This is a genomic window from Dankookia sp. GCM10030260 (assembly GCF_042666655.1).
Classification (GTDB): domain Bacteria; phylum Pseudomonadota; class Alphaproteobacteria; order Acetobacterales; family Acetobacteraceae; genus Paracraurococcus.
The window spans coordinates 1,103,210-1,125,708 of the sequence record NZ_JBHTDE010000001.1 but is presented as its reverse complement, the minus strand read 5'-3'; the positions used below and the strand labels follow the sequence as shown (position 1 = coordinate 1,125,708).

Sequence of the window (22,499 nt, the reverse complement as noted above, 5' to 3'; positions counted from 1 at the left end):
GATACGTGCCGCCCGACCGAGGGCCCATCCGGGCGACACGGTCCGGAGCTGGTCCGTGACCGTCGGCGATGCTGTTCGCCGGCGCGTCATCGAGGCCTTTCTCGGTCGGGTTCTATGCCAGCGGCCCCGGCACCCGCGCCGCCGCGAGCGCTGCCGCCTGGCGCTCGGCCACGCCCTGTTCGGTCAGGTCCCCGATCATCTCCATGAACAGCCTGTGCCAGTTCATGTCCGTCCGCAGCCGGAGGAAGACGCTGCCCAGGCCCACCGCCGCACGGTCCATCAGCGGGAATTCGCGCGGGATCTTCACCCCGCCGGTCCGCTTCAGGCCCTCGTGCACCTGTTGGGCAATCTTCCGGCCGTAGGACATGTCGTCCGAGAACTGGATCGGCCGGACCTTGTCCTGAACCAGCGGTTCGTAGAGGAAATTGGCCCAGAGGTTGAGGACCGCCATCGTCTCCTTCGACAGGTTGCGGAAGCCCCAGATCCGATAGGCCTCAGCTGCCTTCTCGTCGTCGTGGTCACGCACCGCCTCGTACAGCATGATGACGCCGCCGACGAAGCTGGGCGGGAAGACCCGGATGGTGCCGAAGTCAAACAGGTTGATTCCCTGCCGGTCCGGCCGCACCTGGTAGTTGCCCAAATGCGGGTCGCCGTGGATCACGCCGTAGCGATAGAATGGCCTGTACCAGGCGCGGAACAGCCCTTCGGCATAGGCCTGCCGTTCCTCGACCGGTGGGTCCTCCGCCAGCCGCTTGACCAGTGGCCGGCCTTCCAGCCAAGTCATGGTGAGCAGCCGCGTGGTGCAATAGCCCTCGACCGGGGTCGGCACCGCGACATGCGGCTGGTCGGCCAGCATCAGCGCATAGAGCCGCTGGTGGGCGGCCTCCCGCAGGTAGTCCAACTCCTCGCGCAGCCGGTCGCGCAGCTCCTGGTAGACCTCGCCGTTGTCGAGCGCGCTGTCCATCCGCTGATAGAGGTTCATCGCCAGCTTGAGCTGGCGGAGATCGGCCTCCACCACGCTCGGCATGTCGGGGTATTGCAGCTTGCAGGCGACCTCCGTGCCATCCGGCAAGGTGGCGCGGTGCACTTGGCCAAGCGAGGCGGCGGCCGCCGCCTCCCGGCCGAAGGTCCTGAACTTGGCTTCCCAGCCCGGGCCCAGCTCGCCGGCCATGCGGCGGCGGACGAAGGGCCAGCCCATCGGCGGGGCATTGGCCTGCAGCGTCTCCAGCTGCTCGGCATATTCGTCCGGCAGGGCGTCCGGCACGGTCGAGAGGAACTGCGCCACCTTCATCAGCGGGCCCTTCAGCCCGCCGAGGATCTGCTTCAGGTCCTCGGCATGCGCGTTCTTGTCGGTCTTGATGCCGAGGAAGCGCTGCCCGGCGACGCGGGCGGCGATGCCGCCCACCGCGCCTGAGGTCTGCACCATCCGCTTCATCTCGCCGAAGATCGTCGAGTCGGGGTTCCGGCCACTCATGCCGCGGTTTCCAGCTCGTCGATGAAGCCGGCGATGACGTCGAGCCCGCGCTGCCAGAATTGCGGGTCCGACGCATCCAGGCCGAAGGGCGCCAGCAGCTCCTTGTGCCGCAGCGTGCCGCCGGCCTTCAGCAGGTCGAGGTATTTCTGCTCGAAGCCCGGCACCGCGCCATCGCGGTAGACGCCGTACAGCGCATTCACCAGGCAGTCGCCGAAGGCATAGGCATAGACATAGAAGGGGCTGTGCACGAAGTGCGGGATATAGGCCCAGTAGACCCCGTAATCCTCCGAGAAGTCGAAGGCGGGCCCGAGGCTCTCGACCTGCACCTGCATCCAGATAGCGGCGATCTGCTCGGCCGAGAGCTCGCCGCGGCGGCGCTCCTCGTGCAGCAGCGTCTCGAACCGGTAGAAGGCGATCTGCCGCACCACCGTGTTCAGCATGTCCTCGACCTTGCCGGCCAGCATCAGCCGGCGCCGGGCGGGGTCGGTCTCGGCATCCAGCAGGCCGCGGAAGGTCAGCATCTCGCCGAACACCGAAGCCGTCTCGGCCAGGGTCAGCGGCGTGCCGGACAGCAGGTAGCCCTGCTTGGCCGCCAGCACTTGGTGCACGCCGTGGCCAAGCTCATGCGCCAGGGTCATCACGTCGCGCGTCTTGCCGTGGTAGTTCAGCAGCAGATAAGGGTGCGCGCTCGGCACCGTCGGATGGGCGAAGGCGCCGGAGGCCTTGCCCGGCCGCAGCGCCGCGTCGATCCAGGGCTTCTCGAAGAACCGCCCGCCGACCGCGGCCAGTTCCGGGCTGAAGGCGGCATAGCTGTCGAGCACCGTCTTCACCGCCTCCGGCCAAGCGATGCTGCGGTCCACCTCGCCCGGCAAGGGCGCGTTGCGGTCCCAGTGCTGCAGCTTCTCCAGGCCCAGCCACTTCGCCTTCATCGCGTAGTAGCGGTGCGACAGGCGCGGGAAGCTGTTGCGCACCGCGGTGACCAGCGCGTCCACCACCTCGTCCTCGACCATGTTGGCGCGGTTGCGGGACGAGCCGGGGCGCGGGTAGCTGCGCCAGTTGTCTAGGATCTCCTTGTCCTTGGCGAGCGTGTTGGTGATCAGCGAGAACAGCCGCACCCGGCTGCCGAAGGCCTCCGACACCCCCTTGGCCGCCGCCGCCCGCACCGCGCGGTCGCTGTCGGACAGGCGATTGAGCGCCGCGGAGACGGTCACCTCCTCCCCCGCCACGCTCACCGTCATCCCGGCGATGGTCTCGTCGAACAGCCGGTTCCAGGCGGAACGGCCGGTGACCTCCTTCTCGTGCAGCAGCTTCTCGAGATCATCGGAAAGCTGATGCGGCCGGAACACCCGCAGGTCGCGCAGCCAGGGCCCCCAGCGGCGCAGCGCGGCGCTGCCCGCCAGCGTGCGGTCGAGCTCGGCATCCTCCAGCCGGTTCAGCTCCAGCGTGAAGAACAGCAGATGGGAGGAGATGACCGTCACCCGCTCCTGCAGGGTCTGGTAGAAGCGCCCGCTCGCCGGGTCCTGCGCGTCGCCGGCGAAGACCAGTTGGCCGTAGCTCATCGCCCGGCCGAGCACTTCCTCGATCCGCTCATAGGCGGCGATCGCCTCGGCCAGTCCGTCGCCGCCCAAGCCGCCGAGCTTGCCGGCGTAGCGCAGCGAGAAGGCCTTGCCATCCGCCTCCGCCCGGTCGAGATCGGCGGTGAGCCGGGGATCCTCCGGCGAGGCATAGAGGTCGGAGAGGTCCCAGACCGGCAGCTTCGCGCCGCCCGCGGCCTCCCCGGCATCGAGCGGCGCGAAGGCGGCCTGGAAGGCCGGGCGGGGTCCCGCGGCCACGGCAGCATCAGCCGCAGCGCGGGTCGGGGTCGGAATGGGGGCGATTGGGGTCACATCTCCCCATATAAGGCCCCCGGTGCCCTGGCCAAGCCGCCGCGGCACCGGGAACAGAAGAGCGGGGGGATAATGTCGGGGACGGAGGCGCTCGCCATGCCGGGCGAAGCAGGGCGGCCAGCAGGCCGCGGCAGTAGCGGCTGGACCAGCCTGCCGGGGATGCTCTTCGCCCTGGCGCGGCGGCACCCGGATCGGCCGATGCTGCGCTACTGGCGCGACGGCGCATGGCAGCGCCTGGCCTGGGGCGATTTCGCCCTGCGGGTGGCCAGCGCCGCCGCCTGGCTGCGGGCCCAGGGCATCATGCCGGGCGACCGGGTGATGCTGGTCAGCGAGAGCCGGCCGGAATGGAACGTGGCGGATGCCGCGATCATGGCGATCGGCGCGGTCACCGTGCCGACCTACACCACCAACACCGTCGCCGACCATGCGCATATCCTGCGGGATTCCGGGGCGCGGGCGGCGATCGTCTCCTCCGCCGCGCTGACCGCGCGGGTGGCCGAGGCCGCCACCGGGACCGGCGGGCTCGACCTGCTGGTCTGCCTCGACGGCACGGCGCCAGTCCCCGTCCGGCCCTGGGCCGAGGCCATCGCCGAACCCGGCGACCTGCCGATGCTGATGGCCGAGGTCGAGCAGATCCCGGCCGGCCGCCTGGCCTGCCTGATCTACACCTCCGGCACCGGCGGCGCCCCGCGCGGCGTCATGCTGCCGCACCGCGCGATGCTGGCGAACCGGGAGGGCGTGCGCGGGCTGATCGAGCGGCTCGGCGTGGAGGGCGAGCCCTATCTGTCCTTCCTGCCCCTCTCGCACGCCTACGAGCACACCGTCGGCTGCTTCCTGCTGCCCTCGATGGGCATGGAGGTCGTCTACTCCACCGGGGCCGAGCGCCTGGCCGCCGAATTCCTCGAGATCCGCCCGGCCATCGTCACCGCCGTGCCGCGGCTGTTCGAGGTGCTGCGGGCCCGGATGCTTTGGCAAATGGAGAGGGAGACCGGCCTCAAGCGCCGGCTGCTCGACCTGGCGCTCTCCCAGGGGCTGCGGCGGCTGGACGGGCCGCCGCTCGGACTCGGCGCGCGGTTGATCGACCCGATCCTCGACCGGCTGGTGCGGGACAAGGTGCGGGCGCGCTTCGGCGGCCGGCTGAAGGCGCTGGTCTCAGGCGGGGCGCGGCTCGACCCCGACCTCTCGGGCTTCTTCATCGCCCTCGGCCTGCCGCTGATCCAGGGCTACGGCCAGTCCGAGGCCGGGCCGGTGATCAGCGTGAACGTACCCTGGGACAACCACCGCCGCACGGTCGGCGCGCCGCTGGCCGGCGTCGAGGCACGCATCGCCGAGGACGGGGAATTGCTGGTCCGCGGCGACCTGGTCATGGACGGCTACTGGAACAACGCCGAGGCGACGGACCAGGCACTGCGTCCCGGCCCGGACGGCGCGACCTGGCTGCATACCGGCGACGTTGCGCGGCTGGAGGAAGGCCGTATCACCGTCACCGACCGCAAGCGCGACTTCATCAAGACCCTCGGCGGCGACATGGTCAGCCCGGCCAAGCTGGAAGGCCTGCTGATGGCCGAGCCGGAGATCGCCCAGGCGGTGGTCGCCGGCGAAGGCCAGCCCGGCATCGTCGCCCTGCTGGTCCCGGCCGAGGGCTTCGCCGAGGCCGTCGCCAAGGCGGTGGCGCGGGTCAATGCCCGGCTCTCGACCACCGAGCGCATCCGCCGCTGGATCCCGGTCCCCGCCGCCTTCTCGGTGGAGAACGGGCTGCTGACGCCCACCATGAAAGTGAAGCGGCGGGCGGTGCTGGAACGCTTCGACGGGGAGATCGCCGGGCTCTACCGTTAAGGCGCAGCGGAGCACCGGCGCATGACGACGATCCCGAACACCGCCGACACCGCCTACTGGAACAGCCCGGCGACCCGGGTCTGGGCCACCGGCCATGCCCGGATCGATGCCATCTTCGCCCCGGTGCTGGCCGCCGCCCTGGCCGCGGCAGCGCCGCAGCCGGGCGAGCGGGTCATCGATATCGGCTGCGGCAGCGGCACCTCGGTGCTCGCTCTGGCCGCCGCGGTGGGACCAGGCGGCGAGGTGCTGGGGGCCGACGTGGCGGCGGAATCGGTCGCGGTGGCACGGCGGCGGATCGAGCAGGCCGGGTTGACGCAGGCTGCCGTCGTGCTGGGCGATGCCGGTTCGCACCCCTTCCCGCAGGCCGGCTTCGATCTGCTGTTCTCGCGCTTCGGGGTGATGTTCTTCGCCGACCCGGTCGCCGCCTTCCGCCACCTGCGCAGGGCGCTGCGCCCGGGCGGCCGGTTCTGCGCCGCCGCCTTCCGCGCGCCGGCCGAGAACCCCTGGGTCACCGGCCCGGCCGCCGCGCTGCGGCCGCTGCTGCCGCCGCAGCCGGCGGCCGGGCCCGATGCCCCCGGCCAGTTCGGCTGGGCGCGGGCGGCGCATGTGCGGTCGATCCTCGACGGTGCCGGCTTCGGGGACGTGGCGCTCACCCCGTGCGACCTGCGCTTCCGCCTAGGTGAGGACGCCGCCGGCGCGGCCGAGGCGGCGATGTCGATCGGCCAGGCTGCCCGTGCCCTGCTCGGGGCGGATGCGGCGACCCGGGATTCGGCGCGGATGGCGCTGGAGGCTTGGTTCCGCCCGCATGAGGGACCCGATGGCGTCGCCCTGCCGGCGGCCCTCTGGATCGTCACCGCCCGCGCCTGAGTGGAACCTCTCCCGCCGTCCTGACCAATCGTGATCGGAACCGGCCTTGGCGCGGCATTGCCCGCACGGCCAAGGTGCCCTCCAAGACGCAGGAAGCGTCGGCAACGGGCCGGGTCCGCCGAGGCATGCACGCCTCGATAGGGCTGGGCGGGAGAATCGGGTCATGGACGACACGCTGTTCCGCGGCGGCATCGCTTCCAGCATCGCCGTGGCCCTGGGCAGCCTCATCCTGTTGCTGGCCCTGATCTACTGGTCGACCCGCAACCGCGGCCCGCGTCGGCCGGTGGACCTCGACCGGCACCGCGAGGCGCTGCAGAATTTCAGGCTTCGCTACGCCGCGGAGCCAACGCCGAAGCGGTGGTGGACGCGGCACTGAGCGGGGGCGCCGCCAGCAGCGGCTGCAGCAGCAGCCGGTCCAGCCGCTGCAGCGCCGGCACCCGCCAGCCTAGGACGCCGATCACCACTGCCTCCCCCGCTGCCGGCGCGGCGCGGTAGCTGCCGAAGAGCCGGTCCCACCAGGGCAGGCAGAAGCCGTAGCAACTGTCGGTCTCCGCCTGGACCTCGGAATGGTGCGTGCGGTGCATTTCGGGCGTGACCAGGCCCAGCCGCAGCACGCGTTCCAGCCGCGGCGGCAGGCCTATGGCGGCATGGTTGAACATGGCCGTGGCGTTCAGCAGCACCTCGAAGGCCAGCACGCCCAGCGGCGGCGCGCCGAGCGCCACCACCACCGCCATCTTCAGCCCCATGGACAGCAGGATCTCCACCGGGTGGAAGCGCAGCGCGCTGGTCGCATCCAGTTCCGGGTCGGCATGGTGCACCCGGTGCAGGCGCCAGAGCAGCGGCACCGCATGGGTCAGCCGGTGCTGCCAGTAAATCAGCAGGTCGAGCAGGACGACCGAAAGCGGGATCGCCACCCAGCCCGGCAGGCCGAGCGCCGGGAACAGGCCGAGCCCCCTGCCCTCCGCCCAGACCGCCGCACCGACCGCGGCGGCCGGCGCCACCGCCCGCACCAGCAGCGACCCGACGAAGGCCAAGCCGATGTTTCCCGGCCAGCGCCGCAGGCCGAGCGTTCGCGCATGGCCCCAGGGCAGCAGCCGCTCCAGCGCCAGCAGCGTCAGCAGGACGCCGAGGAAGACGCCGAGGCGGATGGCGGGCTCATGCTGCAACATGGACGGAAAATGGGGCCGGCCGGGTGGTTCCGCCAGCCGAAGTTCAGATCTTCTCCTGGCGCGGCAGGTTCACCTCGCAGCGCCAGCGGCTGAGCGTGAAGGCCGGGTGCTGCGACAACCAGCGCGCCGCGACCATCTGGCCCTGGGTGGCGCAGGCCATGACGCTGTTGATCCCGGTGAGCGGACGCTCCTCCCGGCACTCGGTGGGGACGGCGGCAAGGCAGACGACCATGACGAGTTCGATCAAGGGCGGGGCTTCCATCCAGGGGACGACAGGCAGCCGGACACGGGCGCCCCCCGAGCAGGCCGGTGCGGCTACGCGCGTCTCCGCCGTCGCATAGCACGCCGCGCACTTCACGAAAACGCGATTCATAGTCCGGCAGGAGATCAGCCGCCGGCGTCGAGCGTCCAGTGCGCCGCGAAGCGACGGCTGCGGTTGTCCTCCGCCTCGACGTGCAATTCGCCGCCCGGATGTCCGGCCAGGGTGAAACCGAAGGTTGGATTCTCGGCGATCGAGATGTCGGATTCCACCGTCAGCACGGCCGTGCCGGCATAGCCTACCGTCAGGCGTCGGACATACTCGGCCGGAATCGAAAGCCGCGTCAGCTGATCCATCTGCAGACCGGAGGTGTTCGGGTGGCTGACCGCCACCTGCACCGGCACCACGCGGCCCGGGCCGGGTGGGCCTTCCGGCAAGGTCAGGCGCATCCGGCCCATGCGCTGCCGGGCCGATTCCAGGTCGCCGCCCATCGGCGCGGAGCAGCCGCCGGCCGCCTTGATGAAGCGCGCCGTCTCCAGCAGCCGGCCGTCCGCGGTCTCGGCCACCGCATGCAGGTTGGTATAGGCATCGACCCGCACCCGGGTGGTCAGCGCCCGCAGCGCGCCCGGCTGGCCGGCGCGGAAGACCGCGGCCAGCGGCAGCGGGTTCTCGTCGATCACCAGATGGATCGCCACGATGCCCGGCGCGACCTCCGCCGACAGGGCCAGCCCCACCGGCACCAGCGCGGCGTCCAGCGCCCGGCCCGGGACGTCGAGGTCGAGCGCCGCGCCGGCCGGCTCGGTCGGGCGGTCGCCGAAGATCGCCTGCTTCAGCTCGCGCCAGCGCGCCGCCCGGCGCGGGGTGTCGGCGGGCTCGATGCCCTGGGCACGACCGATGGCCGGCATCGCCAAAGCGGCGAGCAGCAAGGGCCGGCGGGGAAGCGCATGACGCATGGCGGCTACTCCCACTCCAATTCGCGATAGGCCGCGGTGACGTTGCGACCATGATAGGCCTCGCCCAGGCGCCAGCGGCCGATCTCCGCCTGGGCGACGCGGGCCGGCGCCTCGGCGATACCGATGCCCGCGGCGATGGCTGCGCGGGTGCCGTCGCGCAGCGCCAGCAGGTAGCGCGTCAGATCCGCCGCAGCCGCAGGCCAGGGGACAGCGGGCGGCCCGTGGCCCGGCACCGCCCGCGCCACGGGCATCGCCTGCAGGGTATCGAGGGCACGCAGCCAGCCGACCAGGCTGCCATCGAGCGCCGGGATGCGGCCGACGAAGAGCAGGTCGCCGGCCCATAGCGTCCGCGTCGTGCTGTCCAGCAGGCTAAGGTCGTGGTCGGTATGCGCCGGCCGGTGCGCTTGCAGCGCCAGGCTCCGCCCCCCGAGATCGAGGTCGAGACTGTCCTGCACCAATCGCGTCGGCACCAGGGCGGCGCTGCCGGCCGCCGCCTCGCCCATCTCGCGGTCCAGCATGCTGCGGTAGAAATCGCCGCGCTGCGCCAGGGCGGCGGGCAACCTGGCATGGCCGATAACCTCGGCGCCGCAATCGGCGAAGGCGACCGCGCCCATGAGGTGGTCGGGATGGACATGGGTAAGGATCAGGTGGCGGATCGGCAACGGCGTCGCCGCCTCGACCGCTTGCCGCAGCAGACGACCATGCGCCAGGCTGCCTCCCGGATCCAAAACCGCGACCGCCTCACGGCCGACGACGAAGCCGGTATTCGCCAGGGCATCGAGGTTTTCGGCCGAGGCTTCCTCGTCGAGCCCTGGCAGGACGAAGATGCCGGGGGCTATTTCCGTAGCACGCGTGGAAGGCGCAGCGGCCCCCAGCAGGGCACCGCTCAGCCCGAGCAGAGCCCCACGGCGCGAGACCGCGGGGCGCCTGCGGCTGGCGTCAGACCTTGGCGCTGGCGTAGGCGTTGATCTCGAGCCCGAGGCAGATCTCGGTAATGCGGGGGGTCTTCCAGGCCATCTTGCGTTTCCTTCTCGACGGGGCAGGAACGCGAGACTGGGGCCGCCGCCGCGCATCGATCAAGCACGGCGACCTCACGTCCGCGTGGGAGCCGCTTCGACCCGCACCGCGCAGTACTTGAACTCGGGAATCTTGCCGAGGGGGTCGAGCTGCGGGTTGGTCAGCAGGTTCGCCGCCGCCTCGCGATAGGCGAAGGGGACGAAGACCAGCCCCTCCGGCAGCGCCGGGTCGGAGCGCGCCGCGAGTTCGATCGCACCGCGCCGGGTCTCCAGACGCAGGCGCTGGCCGGGGGCGAGGCCGAGCCGGGCCAGTTCGGCCGGGGCGAGCGAGACGGTCGGCTCCGGCTCCAGCGCATCCAGCATCCCGGCGCGGCGGGTCATGGAGCCGGTGTGCCAGTGCTCGAGCTGCCGGCCGGTGGTCAGGATCAGCGGGTAGCGGTCGTCCGGCATCTCGTCCGGGTCGCGCAGCCCGGCGGTGACGAACCGGGCGCGGCCGGAGGCGGTGGGGAAGCGGTCGCCGAAGACGATCGCCTCGCCCGGCTCGTCCGGCGCGTGGCAGGGGTAGGTGACGCTGCCTTCCCGGTCCAGCCGGTCCCAGGTGATGTTGGCCAAGGAGGCGGTCGCCGCGGCCATCTCCGGGAAGACTTCGCGCGGATGGGCGTAGCGCCAGCCGAGCCCAAGGCGGTTGGCCAACGCCACGATGATGTCGAGGTCCTGCCGCACCCCGGCCGGCAGCGGCACCGCGGCGCGGCCCATCTGCACCTGGCGGTTGGTGTTGGTGACGGTGCCGTCCTTCTCAGGCCAGGCCGAGGCGGGCAGGACCACGTCGGCCAAGGCCGCCGTCTCGGTCAGGAACAGATCCTGCACCACCAAGTGGTCCAGCTTCGCCAGCCCGGCCCGGGCATGCGCGACGTCGGGGTCCGACATCGCCGGGTTCTCCCCCATGATGTACATGCCGGCGATCTCGCCGCGTTCCATCGCGTGCATGATCTCGACCACGGTGAGGCCAGGGGTCGGGTCGAGCGTGGCACCCCAGAGCCGTTCCAGGTGCACCCGCGCCGCGTCGTCGTCGGTGTGGCGGTAGTCGGGGAACATCATCGGGATCAGCCCGGCATCCGAGGCGCCCTGGACGTTGTTCTGGCCGCGCAGCGGGTGCAGCCCGGTGCCCGGCCGGCCGACCTGGCCGCAGAGCAGTGCAAGCGCGATCAGGCAGCGGGTGTTGTCGGTGCCGTGGGTCGATTGGCTGATGCCCATGCCCCAGAGGATCATCGCGGTCCGAGCCCGCGCGAACAGCCGGGCGACGCGGCGAAGTTGCTCGGCCGGCACGCCGCAGAGCGGCGCCATGGCCTCCGGCGTCAGCGCGGCGACATGGTCACGCAGCGCGGCGAAGTCTTCTGTATGCGCCGCGACATATTGCCGGTCGTAGAGCCGTTCGTGGATCACCGTATGGAGCATCGCGTTCAGCATCGGCACGTCGCGCCCGGGGGCGAAGCGCACCACTTCCGTCGCGTGGCGATCGAGCGCGCTGCCGCGCGGGTCGAGCGTGACGAGCGCCGCGCCGCGCGCCGCCGCCTCCTTCAGGAAGGTGGCGGCGACCGGGTGGTTCTCGGTCGGCCGCGCGCCGATGACGACGATCACCTCCGCCTCGGCCGCGGCCATGAAGGGGGCGGTGACGGCGCCCGAACCGATGCCTTCCAGCAGCGCGGCTACGCTGGCCGCGTGGCAGAGCCGGGTGCAGTGGTCGACGTTGTTGGTGCCGAAGCCGGTGCGCACCAGCTTCTGGAACAGGTAGGCCTCCTCGTTCGAGCCCTTGGCCGAGCCGAAGCCGGCCAGCGCATTCGGCCCCCGTGTGTCGCGGATATGGGCAAGGCCATCGGCGGCAAGCGCCAGCGCCTCCTCCCAGGAGGTCTCGCGGAATTTCGTGCGTGCCGCGCGCGGGTCGAGGCAATCCGCCGGGTCTTTCGGCGCGATGCGGATCAGCGGCCGAGTCAACCGGTCCGGGTGCGCCAGGTAGTCGAAGCCGAAGCGCCCCTTGACGCAGAGCCGCCCCTGGTTCGACGGCCCGTCGCGCCCGACCACCTCCTCGATCGCGCCGTCGCGCACGCGGAAGCCGACCTGGCAGCCGACGCCGCAATAGGGGCAGACGCTGGTGACTTCCGCGGCCGGCGCCGCGGCGCGGTGCCCCGCTTCGTCCAGCACCGATTTCGGCAGCAGCGCCCCGGTCGGGCAGGCCTGCACGCATTCGCCGCAGGCAACGCAGGACGACGCGCCCATCGGGTCGAGCAGGTCGAAGCTGACCGTCACCGCCATCCCGCGCCGCGCCATGCCGATGACGTCGTTGTGCTGCACCTCACGGCAGGCGCGTTCGCACAGGCCGCACTGGATGCAGGCATCGAGCTGCACCGCCATGGCCGGATGCGACAGGTCGGGCGCCGGCTGCCGCGCTTCGGGCGCGAAACGCGAGCCGGTGAGACCCAGCCGCTGCGTCCATCGGCCGAAGCCGGCGCTGGCATCGCGCCCGGTGGTTGCCGGCTGGTCGGCCAGCAGCAGCTCGAAGACCATCCGCCGCGCGCGCTCGGCCCGCTCGGTCGCGCTGCGCACCACCATGCCCTCGCGCGGTGCGCGGATGCAGGAGGCGGCGAGCACCCGTTCGCCCTCGATCTCGACGAGGCAGGCGCGGCAATTGCCGTCCGGCCGGTAGCCGGGCTTCGGCCGGTGGCAGAGATGCGGGATCTCGGCGCCCTCGCGCCGCGCGACGTCCCACAGGCTCTCGCCCGGTGTCGCCTCGACCTCGCGGCCATCCAGGCGGAAGCGGATCATGGCACCGCCTCCGGCATGTGGCGCAGCAGCGTCCGCACCGGGTTCATCGCGGCCTGGCCGAGGCCGCAGATCGAGCCATCGGCCATCGCCACCGCCAGTTCCCCGAGCAGCGCGCGGTCCCAGCGCGGCGCGTCCAGCAGCGCCGCCGCCTTCGCCGTGCCGACCCGGCAGGGCGTGCACTGGCCGCAGCTTTCCTCCCGGAAGAAGCGCACCAGGTTGCGCACCGCTTCCGGCAGGTCGTCCTGGTCCGAGAGGATCACCACGGCGCCCGAGCCGACGAAGCAGCCCTGCGCATCCAGCGTGCCGAAATCGAGCGGCAGGTCGGCCAGGCGTTCCGGCAGGATGCCGCCTGAGGCACCACCGGGCAGATAGGCCGCGAAGCGGTGGCCGGGCAGCATGCCGCCCGAGAATTCCTCGATGAGCTCGCGAGCCGTCACGCCGGCCGGCGCCAGCTTCTCGCCGGGGTCCCGCACCCGGCCGCTGACGCTGAAGAAGCGCAGGCCGTGCCGGCCGCGCCGGCCCATGGCGGCGTGCCTCGCCGCGGCCTCCGGATGCGCCAGGAGGTCCGGCAGCAGCCACAGCGTCTCGACGTTGTGGATCAGCGTCGGGCGGCCGAACAGCCCATGCTCGCCCGGGAAGGGCGGCTTGTGGCGGGGATAGCCGCGCTTGCCTTCCAGGCTTTCCAGCAGCGCGGTCTCCTCCCCGCAGATATAGGCGCCGGCGCCGCGGCGGAGATGGATCGGCATGCGCGCCAAGCCGGCCTGGACCAGCGCGGCGATCTCGCGCTCCAGCATGCGGCGCAGGTGCGGGTACTCGTCGCGCAGGTAGATCCAGCATGCCTCGGCGCCGATCGACTCGGCGGCGATCAGCATGCCTTCCAGCACGCGGTGCGGCTCGGTCTCCAGGCAATAGCGGTCCTTGAAGGTGCCGGGCTCGCCTTCGTCGGCATTGACCACCAGGTGCCGCGGCGCCGGCTGCGCCATCACCAGCCGCCACTTGCGCGCCGCAGGGAAGCCGGCGCCGCCGAGGCCGCGCAACGCGCCGGCTTCCAGCACCGCCAGCATCCGCTCATGCCCCGCAGCGCCCTCGGCCTGGGCCCGGCGCAGCGCGGCATAGCCGCCCCGCGCCTGGTAGGCGGCGAGATCGGGCGGCACCGGCAGCGCCGGCGGACCGTCCCGCAGCGCCGCCGCGATGCGCGCGGGCGTCGCATGCTCCACCAGCTCATGTCCCAGCGCCGCGGCGGGTGCCCGGTGGCAAGCGCCCATGCAGGGCGCGGTGACGATGCGGGCGCCGCCCGGCGGCGCGGCGCGCAGCGCGTCCAGCAGATGGTGCGCGCCGGCCATGGCGCAGGGCAGGCTCTCGCAGACCCGGATCGTCACTGGCGGCGGCGCCGGCGCCGTGTCGTCCAGCACCTCGAAATGGTGGTAGAAGCTGGCGACCTCGAAGACCTCGACCGGGGCCAGGCGCAGCAGGTCGGCCAGCGCCACCAGATGTCCGGCCCACAGGCAGCCATGCACGTCCTGCAACGCATGCAGATGCTCGATCAGCAGGTCGTGCCGCGGCGGCAGGTCGCCGATCGCCACCTGCACCGCCATGCGTGCCGCATCCCCGGCGACCCGGCCGCGCGGCCCGGTGCGGGGACGCCGACCTTCCTGCTGCGGCACAGCGACCACCCCATCCGCCATTCAGGCATTCCCTCCCGCATCCCCATGCGTCAGGGGAAGCAACGCAGTGTCGCCTCCGCCTGCGCGCGACGCAACGCCTCCACCGTGGCGCGGATCTGCGGCGGGTCGCGGAATTCGGCGCCGCGCTCGCCGAGATTGCCGGCCTGCATGCGCAGCACGGTATCCGCCGCCTCGTAGCGGTCGTAGGGCAGCTGCTCGGCGATGGCATCGATGCTGCAAGCGCAGCGTTCCAGCGCCAGTCGGGTATTGCCGTTCGCCGCCATGCAGCCGAGCACGTAGTCGGCCCGCGCCACGGTCGGGTAATCATGTGCCAGCGCCGGCAGCGCCGGCAGCAGCAGCAGGAACGCCCACCGCTTCACAGCGGTACCGCCTCGGCGAAGCGGATCGTCTCCCGCACCGCGCCGACGGGCAGCTCGGTGTCGATCGCCTGGATCCAACCGGGCATCGACTCGGCCAGGACGAAGCGCAGCCGCTGGTCCTGGAAGCGGCCGGCACGCGGCTCGCCGGCGAAGGGATGCAGGATGATCTCGGCGGCCTCGATATCGTCGCCTTCGAAGGGAGCCGTCGTGCGCTCCGGCGACGGCGCCAGCGCCAGCGCCCGGCGGATGCGGTTGCGGAACCAGGCATGCGCCCCGCCGGTCGCAGCACTCAGCTCGCGTGCCTGCCGGTCGAGCGCGAAGAGCAATAGCGGATTGCCGCGGAAGCCCGGCGCCGGCGGGTAGTGGATGGCGCGCGGCCCGGTGAGGAATTCCGGCACCACGTCGCGGCGTCCGGGCACCTCGCTCGCAAGGATGGACAGCCGGATGGCATCCTCCACCGGCGCATGTCCCGCCGCCTCCCGCCGGAAGCCGTAGTCGAGCCGCAGCGGCGGGTGCAACGCGGCCAGATGCGGGGTCTCGAACAGCAGCACCTGCGCGTCTGACAGCGGCGGCGGCTCCTCCGCCGCAAGCGGCAGCGGCAGGAGGCCCAACAGGGCGGGCAGCGCGCGGCGTGCGATCATCGGCGTCTCCTCCGGTCACGCCGCTCCCGCTTGTTGCGGATCACAGCGACAAAGTTTCGCCACAAGCTAGGCCGCTGCAGCCGCATGTCCAGCGACGAAGGCCGTGCCACGTGGTCGAACACGTACGCGGGACCGGCGCCGCTGCTCGCTTGTGGAGCCACGCTTCGACCCAATAGCCTTCCGGTGTGAACGGCGACGCGCGTCGCCGTCCACGCGGCGGCAGTGGCCGCCGGCAAACGAGACAATCGCGCGCCCGTGCCGGAAGGCCGAAGGCCGTTGGAGGAACGACAAGATGTTGCGACGCGCTGCCATGGCGTTCGCGTTGGCCGTAACGGCCACGGGCGCTTCCGCCAACCCAGAGCTGCTGCGTCTGCAGCGCGACCCCAACCAATGGGTCATGCCGAACGGCAATTATGCGTCCTGGCGCTATAGCGAACTGGCCCAGATCACCCGCGAGAACGTCCGCAACCTGAAGCCGAGCTGGCAATTCTCGACCGGCGTGCTGCGCGGCCATGAGGGCGGACCGCTGGTGGTGGGGGAGGTGATGTATATCCACACCCCCTTCCCCAACCGCGTCTTCGCGCTCGACCTGAACGATCCGGGCCGCGTGCTCTGGCGCTACGAGCCGACCCAGGACCCCAGCGTGATCGGCGTGATGTGCTGCGACACGGTGAACCGTGGCCCGGCCTATGCCGACGGCAAGATCATCCTCAGCCAGGCCGACACCACCGTCGTGGCGCTCGATGCCAAGACCGGACGCGAAGTCTGGAAGGTGAAGAACGGCGACCCGGCGAAGGGCGAGACGGCGACGATGGCGCCGATGGTCTTCGGCGACAAGGTGCTGATCGGCATCTCCGGCGGCGAGTTCGGCATCCGCGGCCATGTCACCGCCTACAACCTGGCGGACGGCAAGCAGGCCTGGCGAGCCTATTCCGTCGGGACGGACGAGGACATCAAGTTCGACCCGCAGAAGACCACCTCGATGGGCCAGCCGGTCGGCGCCAACTCCTCCATCAAGAGCTGGGAGGGCGACCAGTGGAAGATGGGCGGCGGCTCCACCTGGGGCTGGTTCAGCTACGACCCGGATCTCAACCTGATCTACTACGGCACCGGCAATCCCGGCACCTGGAACCCGGTGCAGCGGCCCGGCGACAACAAGTGGTCGATGACCATCTTCGCGCGCGATGCAACGACGGGCGTGGCGAAATGGGTCTACCAGATGACCCCGCACGACGAGTGGGACTATGACGGCGTCAACGAGATGGTACTGGTCGACAACCTGCAGGTCGGCAACCAGCGCGTCGCCAAGGCCCTGGTCCATATGGACCGCAACGGCTTCGGCTATACGCTGAACCGCGAGAACGGCCAGCTTCTGGTCGCGCAGAAATTCGACCCGTCGGTGAACTGGGCCAGCCATGTGGACATGGAGACCGGCCGGCCGCAGGTGGTCAGCCAGTTCTCCACCCGTGCCCAGGGCGAGGACACCAACACCAAGAACATCTGCCCGGCCGCGCTGGGCACCAAGGACCAGCAGCCTTCCGCCTGGTCGCCGAAGGCCAACCTGCTCTTCGTGCCGACCAACCATGTCTGCATGGACTACGAGCCGTTCCGCGTCTCCTACACCGCGGGGCAGCCCTATGTCGGCGCGACGCTGGCGATGTACCCGCCGAAGGGGTCGGACAACCTGGGCAATTTCATCGCCTGGAACCCGGCCACCGGCAAGATCGTGTGGTCGAAGCCGGAGCGCTTCTCGGTCTGGTCGGGCGCGCTGGCGACCGCCGGCGACATCGTCTTCTACGGCACGCTCGAAGGCCACCTGAAGGCGGTCGACACCAAGGACGGCAAGGAGCTGTTCAGCTACCGCACGCCGTCCGGCATCATCGGCAACGTCAACACCTTCACCCACAAGGGCAAGCAGTACGTGGCGGTGCTGTCCGGCGTCGGCGGCTGGGCCGGCATCGGCATGGCGGCCGGGCTGGCCGGCGACAGCGAAGGGCTGGGCGCGGTCGGCGCCTACAAGTCGCTGTCGGACTACACCCAGCTTGGCGGCGTGCTGACCGTCTTCGCCCTGCCGAACTGAAGCGTATCCCAGGACCGGTGCCCGCGTGGCGCCGGTCCGCTCGGAGCTCCCGCATGAAGACATGGATTGCACTGACCCTGGCGCTCGCCGTCACCGCTCCCGCCGCACGGGCGGATGACGGCAAGCCCTACACCATCGAGAACGGCAAGGTGGACCAGGCGACCTTCAACGGCTACCGCCGCTACGGCAATTCCTGCCTGCAATGCCATGGGCCGGATGGCGCCGGCAGCAGCTATGCACCGAACCTGACCGAATCCCTCAAGCATTTGTCGCAGGAGCAATTCGCCGAAACCGTCATCAACGGCAGGCAGAATGTGAGCGCCTCACAGCAGAACGTCATGCCCTCCTTCGGCCATGTCGAGGATGTGGTCACCTACATGGATGACATCTACGGTTACCTGAAGGCGCGCTCCGACGGCGCGCTCGGCCGCGGCCGGCCGGAACGGATCGGCAAATGAGACGGCGTGCGCTGCTGGCGCTGCTGGCGGCGGCGCCGGCAGCGGCGCAGACCGGCGACCTGGTTGCGACCGACGTGCTTCGCGTCTGCGCCGACCCGGCCAACCTGCCCTTCTCCAACGACCGCGGCGAGGGCTTCGAGAACCGCATCGCGGCGCTGCTTGGCCAAGCGCTGGACCGGCAGGTGGACTATGTCTTCTTCCCGCAGGTCCAGGGCTTCGTCCGCAACACCCTGCGCGCCGGGCGCTGCGACCTGGTGATGGGAACGGTCGCCGGCGATGAGGTGATGCAGAACACCAACGCCTACTACCATACCACCTATGTCATCGCCTTCCGCCACGACCGGCCGGTGCCCGCGCGCCTCGACGACCCGGCGATGAAGGCGCTGCGGCTCGGCGCCATCGCCCGCACGCCGCCGGTGGACCTGCTGCTGCGCAACGGGCTGATCGGCAACACCCGCTTCTTTCCGCTGGCGGTGGATACGCGGCACGAAAGCCCGGGTGCCGACCTGCTGCGCGCGGTGGCGGCGGGCGAGCTCGACGCAGCACTGGTCTGGGGCCCGATCGCCGGCTATCAGGCGAAGGTGAAAGGCCTGCCGCTGGCGCTGCGCGCCTTGCCGACGGAACCCGGCGCGGCGCGGATGGATTTCCGCATCACCATGGGCGTGCGCGGCGAGGAGCCGCAATGGCGCCGTCGCATCAACGCGGTGATCCGCGACCGGCAATCCGAGATCGACGGCATCCTGCGCGACTATGGCGTGCCGCTGCTGGATGCCGAGGGGCGTCTGCAGGTGCCGTGAGGCGACGCGCCCTGCTGCTCGCCATGCCTGCGCTTGCCGCCGCCGATGGCTACCGGACGGAGAACTACCGCGCGCCGGTGCCGACGGACGTGCCGGGCGGCCGCGCGATCGGCTCGGCGGAGGCCACGCTTCTTTTCGACCGGCAGGGCGCCGTCTGGATCGACGTGCTGCCCGCGCCACGCCGGCCAGAGGGGCTGCCGCCGGACGCGCTGTGGCGCCCCAGTCCACGGCTCGGAATCCCGGGCAGCCTCTGGCTGCCGGAGGTCGGGCGCGGGGCGCTCCCGGCAGACCTGGAAGCCTGGTTCCGCGCCGGGCTGGAACGCGCGACGCAGGGCGATCGCGACCGGCCGGTGGTGTTCTACTGCCTGGCCGACTGCTGGATGAGCTGGAACGCGGCGAAACGCGCCGCCGCTTGGGGCTGGCGGCAGGTGCTGTGGTACCGCGACGGCACCGATGGTTGGGAAGCCGCCGGCATGCCGACCGAGGCGCTGCACCCGGCACCCGGCTGGCGCTAGCTAGTCCGCCGCCTGCATCGCCCGGGCGTAGGCACCCATCCGCGCCTCCAGCCGCACCGGCGCCTCGCAGGCGAAGCGCAGCGTGCGTTCGGCGTCGGTGTAGGATTTGGCGGCGAAGAAGTGGCGCTGGGCGAGTTCCTCCCGCGCGGCATCGGGCGCCGCGCGCAGCGCCGCTTCGAGCCCGCGCACCCGCTCGGCCAGGTCGCGCTGGTGGCGGGCGAAGCGGCGGATCTGGGCGATGAGGAGGTCGCGCTGGCGGTTGGTCTCCTCCAGCGTGCCGGTGAAGGCCAGATGCAGCAGGTTGCGGCGCGCCTCGGCATCCAGGGCCGTGGCGAAGTCCTGGATCGCGGCGACACCCGCCGCCTCCTCCACGGCGCGCGGCGCGATGCGGGCGACCAGCGCCGCGACCTCCGGCACCCCGCGCCAGTCGCCCGCGGCGAGGCCGGGCCAGAGCGCGCCGGCGGCGAGTTGCGGCACCAGGCGCTGAGCGCAGGGCCAGTCCGGATCGGCACGCGGCTGCGCCATGGCTGCCGCAGGCAGCAGTGCCGCCAGCAGCAGCAGCCAGGCCTTCACGGCTTCACCACCACGCCCCAGGGCGCCTGCCCCACCGGCACGCTGCGCAGCACGCGCATCGCCTGGATGTCGATCATCGACAGGTCGTTGCTGACGCCGTTGGTGGTGAACAGCCTTGTGCCGTCGGTCGACAGCGCCAGGTTCCAGACCCGCTGGCCGACCAGCAGCGTGCGCTCCATCTGCCGCGTCGCCCGGTCCACCACCGCCACCCGGTTGGCCGGGCCCAGCGCCACGAACAGCTTGGCGCCGTCGCGCGACAGCACCATGCCAACCGGCTGGATCGCCTCGGCCGGCACGCCGGGGATGCTGAAGCTCACCTGCCCCCGCGGCCGCCAGTCATCGGCGCCGATCTGGGTCAGCGTGCCGCCGATCTCGGAGGAGACCCAGAAGGACTTGCCGTCGGCTTCCCACAACGCGTAGCGCGGCCGGGCGCCGACCAGGACATTCGCCACGATCTTGCTCGTTGCGACCTCGATGACATGCGCCATGCTGGTGGTCTCGGAGGTATTGACCAGGTAGCGCCCGTCGGGGCTGAGGCCGAGTCCCTCCGGCTCGACGCCGACGGGGATTTCCTGCAGCACCACGCCGCGCTCGACATCGACGACGGTCACCATGTTGTCGTCCTCGTTGGCGACGAACAGGCGGCGGCCGTCCGGGTGCAGCACGGCGACCTCGGGGTCGGATCCGCTCGGCAGCTGCCGCACCACGCGCCAGGTGGTGGTGTCCACCACGTCGATGCGGTCGCTGTCGCCGGCGCAGACATACAGGTAACGCGCATCGCGCGACAGGACGATGCCGCGCGGCCGTTCCCCCACCGGCACGGTGCGGACCTGCTTCAGCGTCTCGCCGTCGAGCACGGTGATGGTGTTGTCCTTCTCGTTCGAGACCAGGACGGTCTCCGCCCGCGCCGTGGCGCCGAGGAGCAGCAGGGCAAGGATCAGGATGCGCGGCATTGGGTCTCCGGCCGGTCGGTGCCGAGTGTGTCGAGTTCGGAGAAGCGGTGCTGGAAACCCGGCTGCGGCGAGACCGCGACCAGGGCCCGGGGTGCGGCCAGCAGCACCGGCTGGCGAAGCTGCCCGTCCCATTCGCGGAAGGACAGCCGGGCCCCCTTGAAGCCGGCCAGCTCGAACTCCGCGCTGCGCAGATAGGCGGCGACGCGGGCCGGGTCGGTGGAGGCGCTGCGCACCGCGCCCTCGCCCACCGCGCGCAGCGCCAGCCAGGCGGCGTGGTCGAGCGGCGTCATCGGCCGGCCGGCCTGGGCGCGGAAGCGGCGCTGCAACTGCGTCGCCCCCCATTGCTCGTGGATCGGCGACCAGATGGTCGGCACCAGGCCCTGGGTGCCGGCCACGGGCCGCGGGTCGGTGGTGCGCCAGGCCAGGCTGTCGCCCCAGACATTCGCCTCGTCCGCCACTACCAGGACGTCGTAGGCGGGCGACCCTTGGGTGAAGCGGGCCGCCTCGGCGGCGATCGACATATGGCCGGTATCGGTGCGCTGCGCGCCCGGCGCATGCGTCCAGGGCTTGTCGAGCACGATGCGCAGGCCGAATTTCTTCGCCGCGCGCCGCATTGCCTCGGCATACAGCAAGTCCCCCGGCAAGGGCCCGACCGCAAGGAACAGGTTGCGCCAGCGCTTCACCGCCAGGTACTGCGCCAGCGCGTCGGTCAGCATGGCGCGGCTGGGCAGGATGTGCAGCAGGCTGCGGCGGCAATCCGCGTTGCGCAGCGCGTCGTCGGGAGCGGCGATGTTCAGCAGCACCGCGCCGGGCTCGCCCGCCACCTGCAGCAGCAGCTCGGCCGGCAGGTCGGCGACCACCAGGCGGATGCCGCCGGCCAGCAAGCCGCGCAGCGCGTCCAGCGCCTCCTCCGGCGCCGCGGCGCGGCGTTCCTCCAGGGTGAAGCCCTGGCCGGTGAAGCGGCCGGTGGTGACGTTGTCGGTCAGGCCGAGCCGGGCGCCCTGCACGCCCTCGTCGGCCGGTGGCGGTTCGAGCAGGGTCGAGGCGACCGGCCGCGGCGGGCGCAGCGACAGGTAGCCGATGGGCAACGAGGCTGCCTGGGCCTGGGCCTGGGCCTGGGCCTGGGCCTGAGTCGGGGCCACGAGCGGCAGCAATGCCGCGGTCAGCAGGCTCCGGCGTGCGAGCGGCAGCGCCACCATCTTCCCTCCCCTGGGCAGGCATCCCACCAGCCCTTCGCGCGTAGTCTGCCGGCACAACCCGGTGCCGCGGAGGAAGAATGCGCTCAACACGCCGTGCGGCCTGGCTGCCGCTGCTGCTCGCGCTGGCCGCCGCCCCCGCCTTCGCCGCCGAGACGATCGCGGTCTTCGATGCCGAACTGCTCGACACCTCCGGCCAGGGCGAACAGGCGGACCAGCAGCGCCGCCTCGCGATGCTGGACGCGGAATTGCGCCAGGCGCTCGCCGCCTCGGGCCGCTACGTCGTGGTCGATGTGGCGCCGCAGCGCGCGCGCCTGGCGACCGGCCCGGCGCTGCGCGACTGCGCCGGCTGCGCGGCGGACGCAGCCCGGACGCTCGGCGCCGGGCTGGCCCTGGTCACCGTGGTGCAGAAGGTGAGCAACCTCATACTCAATATCACCGTCTCGGTGCTCGAGGCCGCACCTGCCGCCACGCTGCGGGCCGCCTACAGCGTCGACATCCGTGGCAACAGCGATGAAAGCTGGCGGCACGGCATCCGCTGGTTGCTGCGCAACCGGCTGCTGGCCGCCCCGTGACGGCCGCGCGGCTATTTCAGCGTCGCCAGGTAAGCGATGATGTTCTGCCGCTCGGCCTCTTCCTTGATGCCGGCCAGGATCATGCGGTTGCCCGGCACATAGGCCTTGGGGTCCTGCAGATAGGCATCGATCGCCGCCGCGTCCCAGGTCTTGCCGGCGTTCTTCATCGCCGGGGAGTAGTTGAAGTTCGCCGCCGTGCCGGAGGCCCGGCCGACCACGCCGTGCAGGCTGGGGCCGACCTTGTTCTGCCCTTCCGCCACCGCATGGCAGACCATGCAGCGGCGGTTGAAGGCGGTCTTGCCCGCCTCGGCATCGCCCTCGGCCCGCGCCGCCGCGGGCAGCAGCAGCGCCATCGCCGCCAGCATCATAGTTGGTCGCATCCGCGTC

The 22,499-nt window shown here is 71.5% G+C and carries 23 protein-coding genes; 8 read left to right on the top strand and 15 right to left on the bottom strand.

The window, feature by feature from the left end:
- Nucleotides 1-112 precede the first annotated feature (112 nt).
- On the bottom strand, nt 113-1,474 hold the full coding sequence (locus ACFQS7_RS05395) for an ABC1 kinase family protein (protein ID WP_380065991.1): 1,362 nt from the start codon (nt 1,472-1,474) through the stop codon (nt 113-115).
- Nucleotides 1,471-3,306 (bottom strand): M3 family oligoendopeptidase, encoded by a 1,836-nt coding sequence (locus tag ACFQS7_RS05390; RefSeq protein ID WP_380065990.1) that lies wholly within the window; start codon nt 3,304-3,306, stop codon nt 1,471-1,473. Before ACFQS7_RS05390 ends, ACFQS7_RS05395 begins: the two co-directional genes overlap by 4 nt.
- Before the next feature lie 126 nt (nt 3,307-3,432).
- Here ACFQS7_RS05390 and ACFQS7_RS05385 point away from each other — a divergent pair, with 126 nt between their 5' ends.
- The 3 genes from ACFQS7_RS05385 (at nt 3,433) to ACFQS7_RS05375 (ending at nt 6,439) form a co-directional block, all read left to right on the top strand.
- Entirely contained in the window at nt 3,433-5,196 is a 1,764-nt protein-coding gene (locus ACFQS7_RS05385; protein ID WP_380065989.1) for an AMP-dependent synthetase/ligase, read from the top strand.
- 21 nt (nt 5,197-5,217) lie between these two features.
- Nucleotides 5,218-6,063 (top strand): class I SAM-dependent methyltransferase, encoded by an 846-nt coding sequence (locus ACFQS7_RS05380; RefSeq protein ID WP_380065988.1) that lies wholly within the window; start codon nt 5,218-5,220, stop codon nt 6,061-6,063.
- 163 nt (nt 6,064-6,226) lie between these two features.
- Nucleotides 6,227-6,439 (top strand): hypothetical protein, encoded by a 213-nt coding sequence (locus ACFQS7_RS05375; RefSeq protein ID WP_380065987.1) that lies wholly within the window; start codon nt 6,227-6,229, stop codon nt 6,437-6,439.
- Here ACFQS7_RS05375 and ACFQS7_RS05370 read toward each other — a convergent pair.
- The 9 genes from ACFQS7_RS05370 to ACFQS7_RS05330 form a co-directional block, all read right to left on the bottom strand.
- Nucleotides 6,384-7,232 carry a sterol desaturase family protein gene (locus ACFQS7_RS05370; protein WP_380065986.1) on the bottom strand — a complete coding sequence of 283 codons (849 nt, stop codon included), beginning with the start codon at nt 7,230-7,232 and terminating at the stop codon, nt 6,384-6,386. The two genes, ACFQS7_RS05375 and ACFQS7_RS05370, sit on opposite strands and share 56 nt — an antisense overlap.
- Nucleotides 7,233-7,275: 43 nt before the next feature.
- A complete protein-coding gene (locus ACFQS7_RS05365; protein ID WP_380065985.1) occupies nt 7,276-7,479 on the bottom strand; it encodes a hypothetical protein in 204 nt (67 codons plus the stop codon).
- A 140-nt stretch (nt 7,480-7,619) separates the two neighbouring features.
- Nucleotides 7,620-8,444 carry a quinoprotein dehydrogenase-associated SoxYZ-like carrier gene (locus tag ACFQS7_RS05360; protein ID WP_380065984.1) on the bottom strand — a complete coding sequence of 275 codons (825 nt, stop codon included), beginning with the start codon at nt 8,442-8,444 and terminating at the stop codon, nt 7,620-7,622.
- Between the two features lie 5 nt (nt 8,445-8,449).
- Complete coding sequence (locus ACFQS7_RS05355; protein ID WP_380066198.1) at nt 8,450-9,283, bottom strand: quinoprotein relay system zinc metallohydrolase 2; 834 nt, start codon at nt 9,281-9,283, stop codon at nt 8,450-8,452.
- Between the two features lie 100 nt (nt 9,284-9,383).
- Nucleotides 9,384-9,461: a pyrroloquinoline quinone precursor peptide PqqA gene (gene pqqA / locus ACFQS7_RS05350; RefSeq protein WP_380066197.1), complete on the bottom strand. Its 78-nt coding sequence runs from the start codon at nt 9,459-9,461 to the stop codon at nt 9,384-9,386.
- 74 nt (nt 9,462-9,535) lie between these two features.
- Nucleotides 9,536-12,280, bottom strand: a complete 2,745-nt coding sequence (gene fdhF / locus ACFQS7_RS05345; protein WP_380065983.1) for a formate dehydrogenase subunit alpha — start codon at nt 12,278-12,280, stop codon at nt 9,536-9,538.
- Nucleotides 12,277-13,965: an NAD(P)H-dependent oxidoreductase subunit E gene (locus tag ACFQS7_RS05340; protein ID WP_380065982.1), complete on the bottom strand. Its 1,689-nt coding sequence runs from the start codon at nt 13,963-13,965 to the stop codon at nt 12,277-12,279. The genes fdhF and ACFQS7_RS05340 overlap by 4 nt, the downstream gene beginning before the upstream one ends.
- Before the next feature lie 29 nt (nt 13,966-13,994).
- A complete protein-coding gene (locus tag ACFQS7_RS05335) occupies nt 13,995-14,324 on the bottom strand; it encodes a hypothetical protein (RefSeq protein WP_380065981.1) in 330 nt (109 codons plus the stop codon).
- Complete coding sequence (locus ACFQS7_RS05330) at nt 14,321-14,965, bottom strand: hypothetical protein (RefSeq protein ID WP_380065980.1); 645 nt, start codon at nt 14,963-14,965, stop codon at nt 14,321-14,323. Before ACFQS7_RS05330 ends, ACFQS7_RS05335 begins: the two co-directional genes overlap by 4 nt.
- A 292-nt stretch (nt 14,966-15,257) precedes the next feature.
- Here ACFQS7_RS05330 and ACFQS7_RS05325 point away from each other — a divergent pair, with 292 nt between their 5' ends.
- From ACFQS7_RS05325 to ACFQS7_RS05310, 4 genes are read left to right on the top strand one after another with little or no spacing between them, the layout of a single operon-like run.
- A complete protein-coding gene (locus tag ACFQS7_RS05325) occupies nt 15,258-17,045 on the top strand; it encodes a methanol/ethanol family PQQ-dependent dehydrogenase (protein WP_380065979.1) in 1,788 nt (595 codons plus the stop codon).
- A gap of 53 nt (nt 17,046-17,098) precedes the next feature.
- On the top strand, nt 17,099-17,503 hold the full coding sequence (locus ACFQS7_RS05320) for a c-type cytochrome (protein ID WP_380065978.1): 405 nt from the start codon (nt 17,099-17,101) through the stop codon (nt 17,501-17,503).
- Nucleotides 17,500-18,300, top strand: coding sequence for a quinoprotein dehydrogenase-associated putative ABC transporter substrate-binding protein (locus tag ACFQS7_RS05315; RefSeq protein ID WP_380065977.1), 801 nt, complete (start codon nt 17,500-17,502; stop codon nt 18,298-18,300). The genes ACFQS7_RS05320 and ACFQS7_RS05315 overlap by 4 nt, the downstream gene beginning before the upstream one ends.
- A complete protein-coding gene (locus tag ACFQS7_RS05310) occupies nt 18,297-18,815 on the top strand; it encodes a PQQ-dependent catabolism-associated CXXCW motif protein (RefSeq protein WP_380065976.1) in 519 nt (172 codons plus the stop codon). Before ACFQS7_RS05315 ends, ACFQS7_RS05310 begins: the two co-directional genes overlap by 4 nt.
- Here the strand turns inward: ACFQS7_RS05310 and ACFQS7_RS05305 are convergent, their stop codons facing one another.
- Genes ACFQS7_RS05305 through ACFQS7_RS05295 form a run of 3 tightly spaced genes read right to left on the bottom strand, consistent with a single transcriptional unit; the run spans nt 18,816 to nt 21,540 of the window.
- Complete coding sequence (locus ACFQS7_RS05305; protein ID WP_380065975.1) at nt 18,816-19,388, bottom strand: hypothetical protein; 573 nt, start codon at nt 19,386-19,388, stop codon at nt 18,816-18,818. It abuts the gene before it with no gap.
- Nucleotides 19,385-20,341 (bottom strand): PQQ-dependent catabolism-associated beta-propeller protein, encoded by a 957-nt coding sequence (locus ACFQS7_RS05300; protein WP_380065974.1) that lies wholly within the window; start codon nt 20,339-20,341, stop codon nt 19,385-19,387. Before ACFQS7_RS05300 ends, ACFQS7_RS05305 begins: the two co-directional genes overlap by 4 nt.
- Nucleotides 20,326-21,540 carry an ABC transporter substrate-binding protein gene (locus ACFQS7_RS05295; RefSeq protein WP_380065973.1) on the bottom strand — a complete coding sequence of 405 codons (1,215 nt, stop codon included), beginning with the start codon at nt 21,538-21,540 and terminating at the stop codon, nt 20,326-20,328. The genes ACFQS7_RS05300 and ACFQS7_RS05295 overlap by 16 nt, the downstream gene beginning before the upstream one ends.
- A 77-nt stretch (nt 21,541-21,617) precedes the next feature.
- Between ACFQS7_RS05295 and ACFQS7_RS05290 the strand changes: the two genes are divergently transcribed.
- A complete protein-coding gene (locus tag ACFQS7_RS05290; RefSeq protein ID WP_380065972.1) occupies nt 21,618-22,112 on the top strand; it encodes a DUF3280 domain-containing protein in 495 nt (164 codons plus the stop codon).
- 11 nt (nt 22,113-22,123) lie between these two features.
- Here ACFQS7_RS05290 and ACFQS7_RS05285 read toward each other — a convergent pair whose 3' ends face one another.
- Nucleotides 22,124-22,492, bottom strand: coding sequence for a c-type cytochrome (locus ACFQS7_RS05285; RefSeq protein ID WP_380065971.1), 369 nt, complete (start codon nt 22,490-22,492; stop codon nt 22,124-22,126).
- Nucleotides 22,493-22,499: the final 7 nt, after the last annotated feature.

Bases quoted from the DNA above. Each gene is read 5' to 3' on its own strand.
- ACFQS7_RS05395 (WP_380065991.1), bottom strand. From the start codon at position 1,474: ATGAGTGGCCGGAACCCCGACTCGACGATCTTCGGCGAGATGAAGCGG.
- ACFQS7_RS05385 (WP_380065989.1), top strand. From the start codon at position 3,433: ATGTCGGGGACGGAGGCGCTCGCCATGCCGGGCGAAGCAGGGCGGCCA.
- ACFQS7_RS05380 (WP_380065988.1), top strand. From the start codon at position 5,218: ATGACGACGATCCCGAACACCGCCGACACCGCCTACTGGAACAGCCCG.
- ACFQS7_RS05375 (WP_380065987.1), top strand. From the start codon at position 6,227: ATGGACGACACGCTGTTCCGCGGCGGCATCGCTTCCAGCATCGCCGTG.
- ACFQS7_RS05370 (WP_380065986.1), bottom strand. From the start codon at position 7,232: ATGTTGCAGCATGAGCCCGCCATCCGCCTCGGCGTCTTCCTCGGCGTC.
- ACFQS7_RS05360 (WP_380065984.1), bottom strand. From the start codon at position 8,444: ATGCGTCATGCGCTTCCCCGCCGGCCCTTGCTGCTCGCCGCTTTGGCG.
- pqqA (WP_380066197.1), bottom strand. From the start codon at position 9,461: ATGGCCTGGAAGACCCCCCGCATTACCGAGATCTGCCTCGGGCTCGAG.
- fdhF (WP_380065983.1), bottom strand. From the start codon at position 12,280: ATGATCCGCTTCCGCCTGGATGGCCGCGAGGTCGAGGCGACACCGGGC.
- ACFQS7_RS05340 (WP_380065982.1), bottom strand. From the start codon at position 13,965: ATGGCGGATGGGGTGGTCGCTGTGCCGCAGCAGGAAGGTCGGCGTCCC.
- ACFQS7_RS05330 (WP_380065980.1), bottom strand. From the start codon at position 14,965: ATGATCGCACGCCGCGCGCTGCCCGCCCTGTTGGGCCTCCTGCCGCTG.
- ACFQS7_RS05325 (WP_380065979.1), top strand. From the start codon at position 15,258: ATGTTGCGACGCGCTGCCATGGCGTTCGCGTTGGCCGTAACGGCCACG.
- ACFQS7_RS05320 (WP_380065978.1), top strand. From the start codon at position 17,099: ATGAAGACATGGATTGCACTGACCCTGGCGCTCGCCGTCACCGCTCCC.
- ACFQS7_RS05315 (WP_380065977.1), top strand. From the start codon at position 17,500: ATGAGACGGCGTGCGCTGCTGGCGCTGCTGGCGGCGGCGCCGGCAGCG.
- ACFQS7_RS05300 (WP_380065974.1), bottom strand. From the start codon at position 20,341: ATGCCGCGCATCCTGATCCTTGCCCTGCTGCTCCTCGGCGCCACGGCG.
- ACFQS7_RS05295 (WP_380065973.1), bottom strand. From the start codon at position 21,540: ATGGTGGCGCTGCCGCTCGCACGCCGGAGCCTGCTGACCGCGGCATTG.
- ACFQS7_RS05290 (WP_380065972.1), top strand. From the start codon at position 21,618: ATGCGCTCAACACGCCGTGCGGCCTGGCTGCCGCTGCTGCTCGCGCTG.
- ACFQS7_RS05285 (WP_380065971.1), bottom strand. From the start codon at position 22,492: ATGCGACCAACTATGATGCTGGCGGCGATGGCGCTGCTGCTGCCCGCG.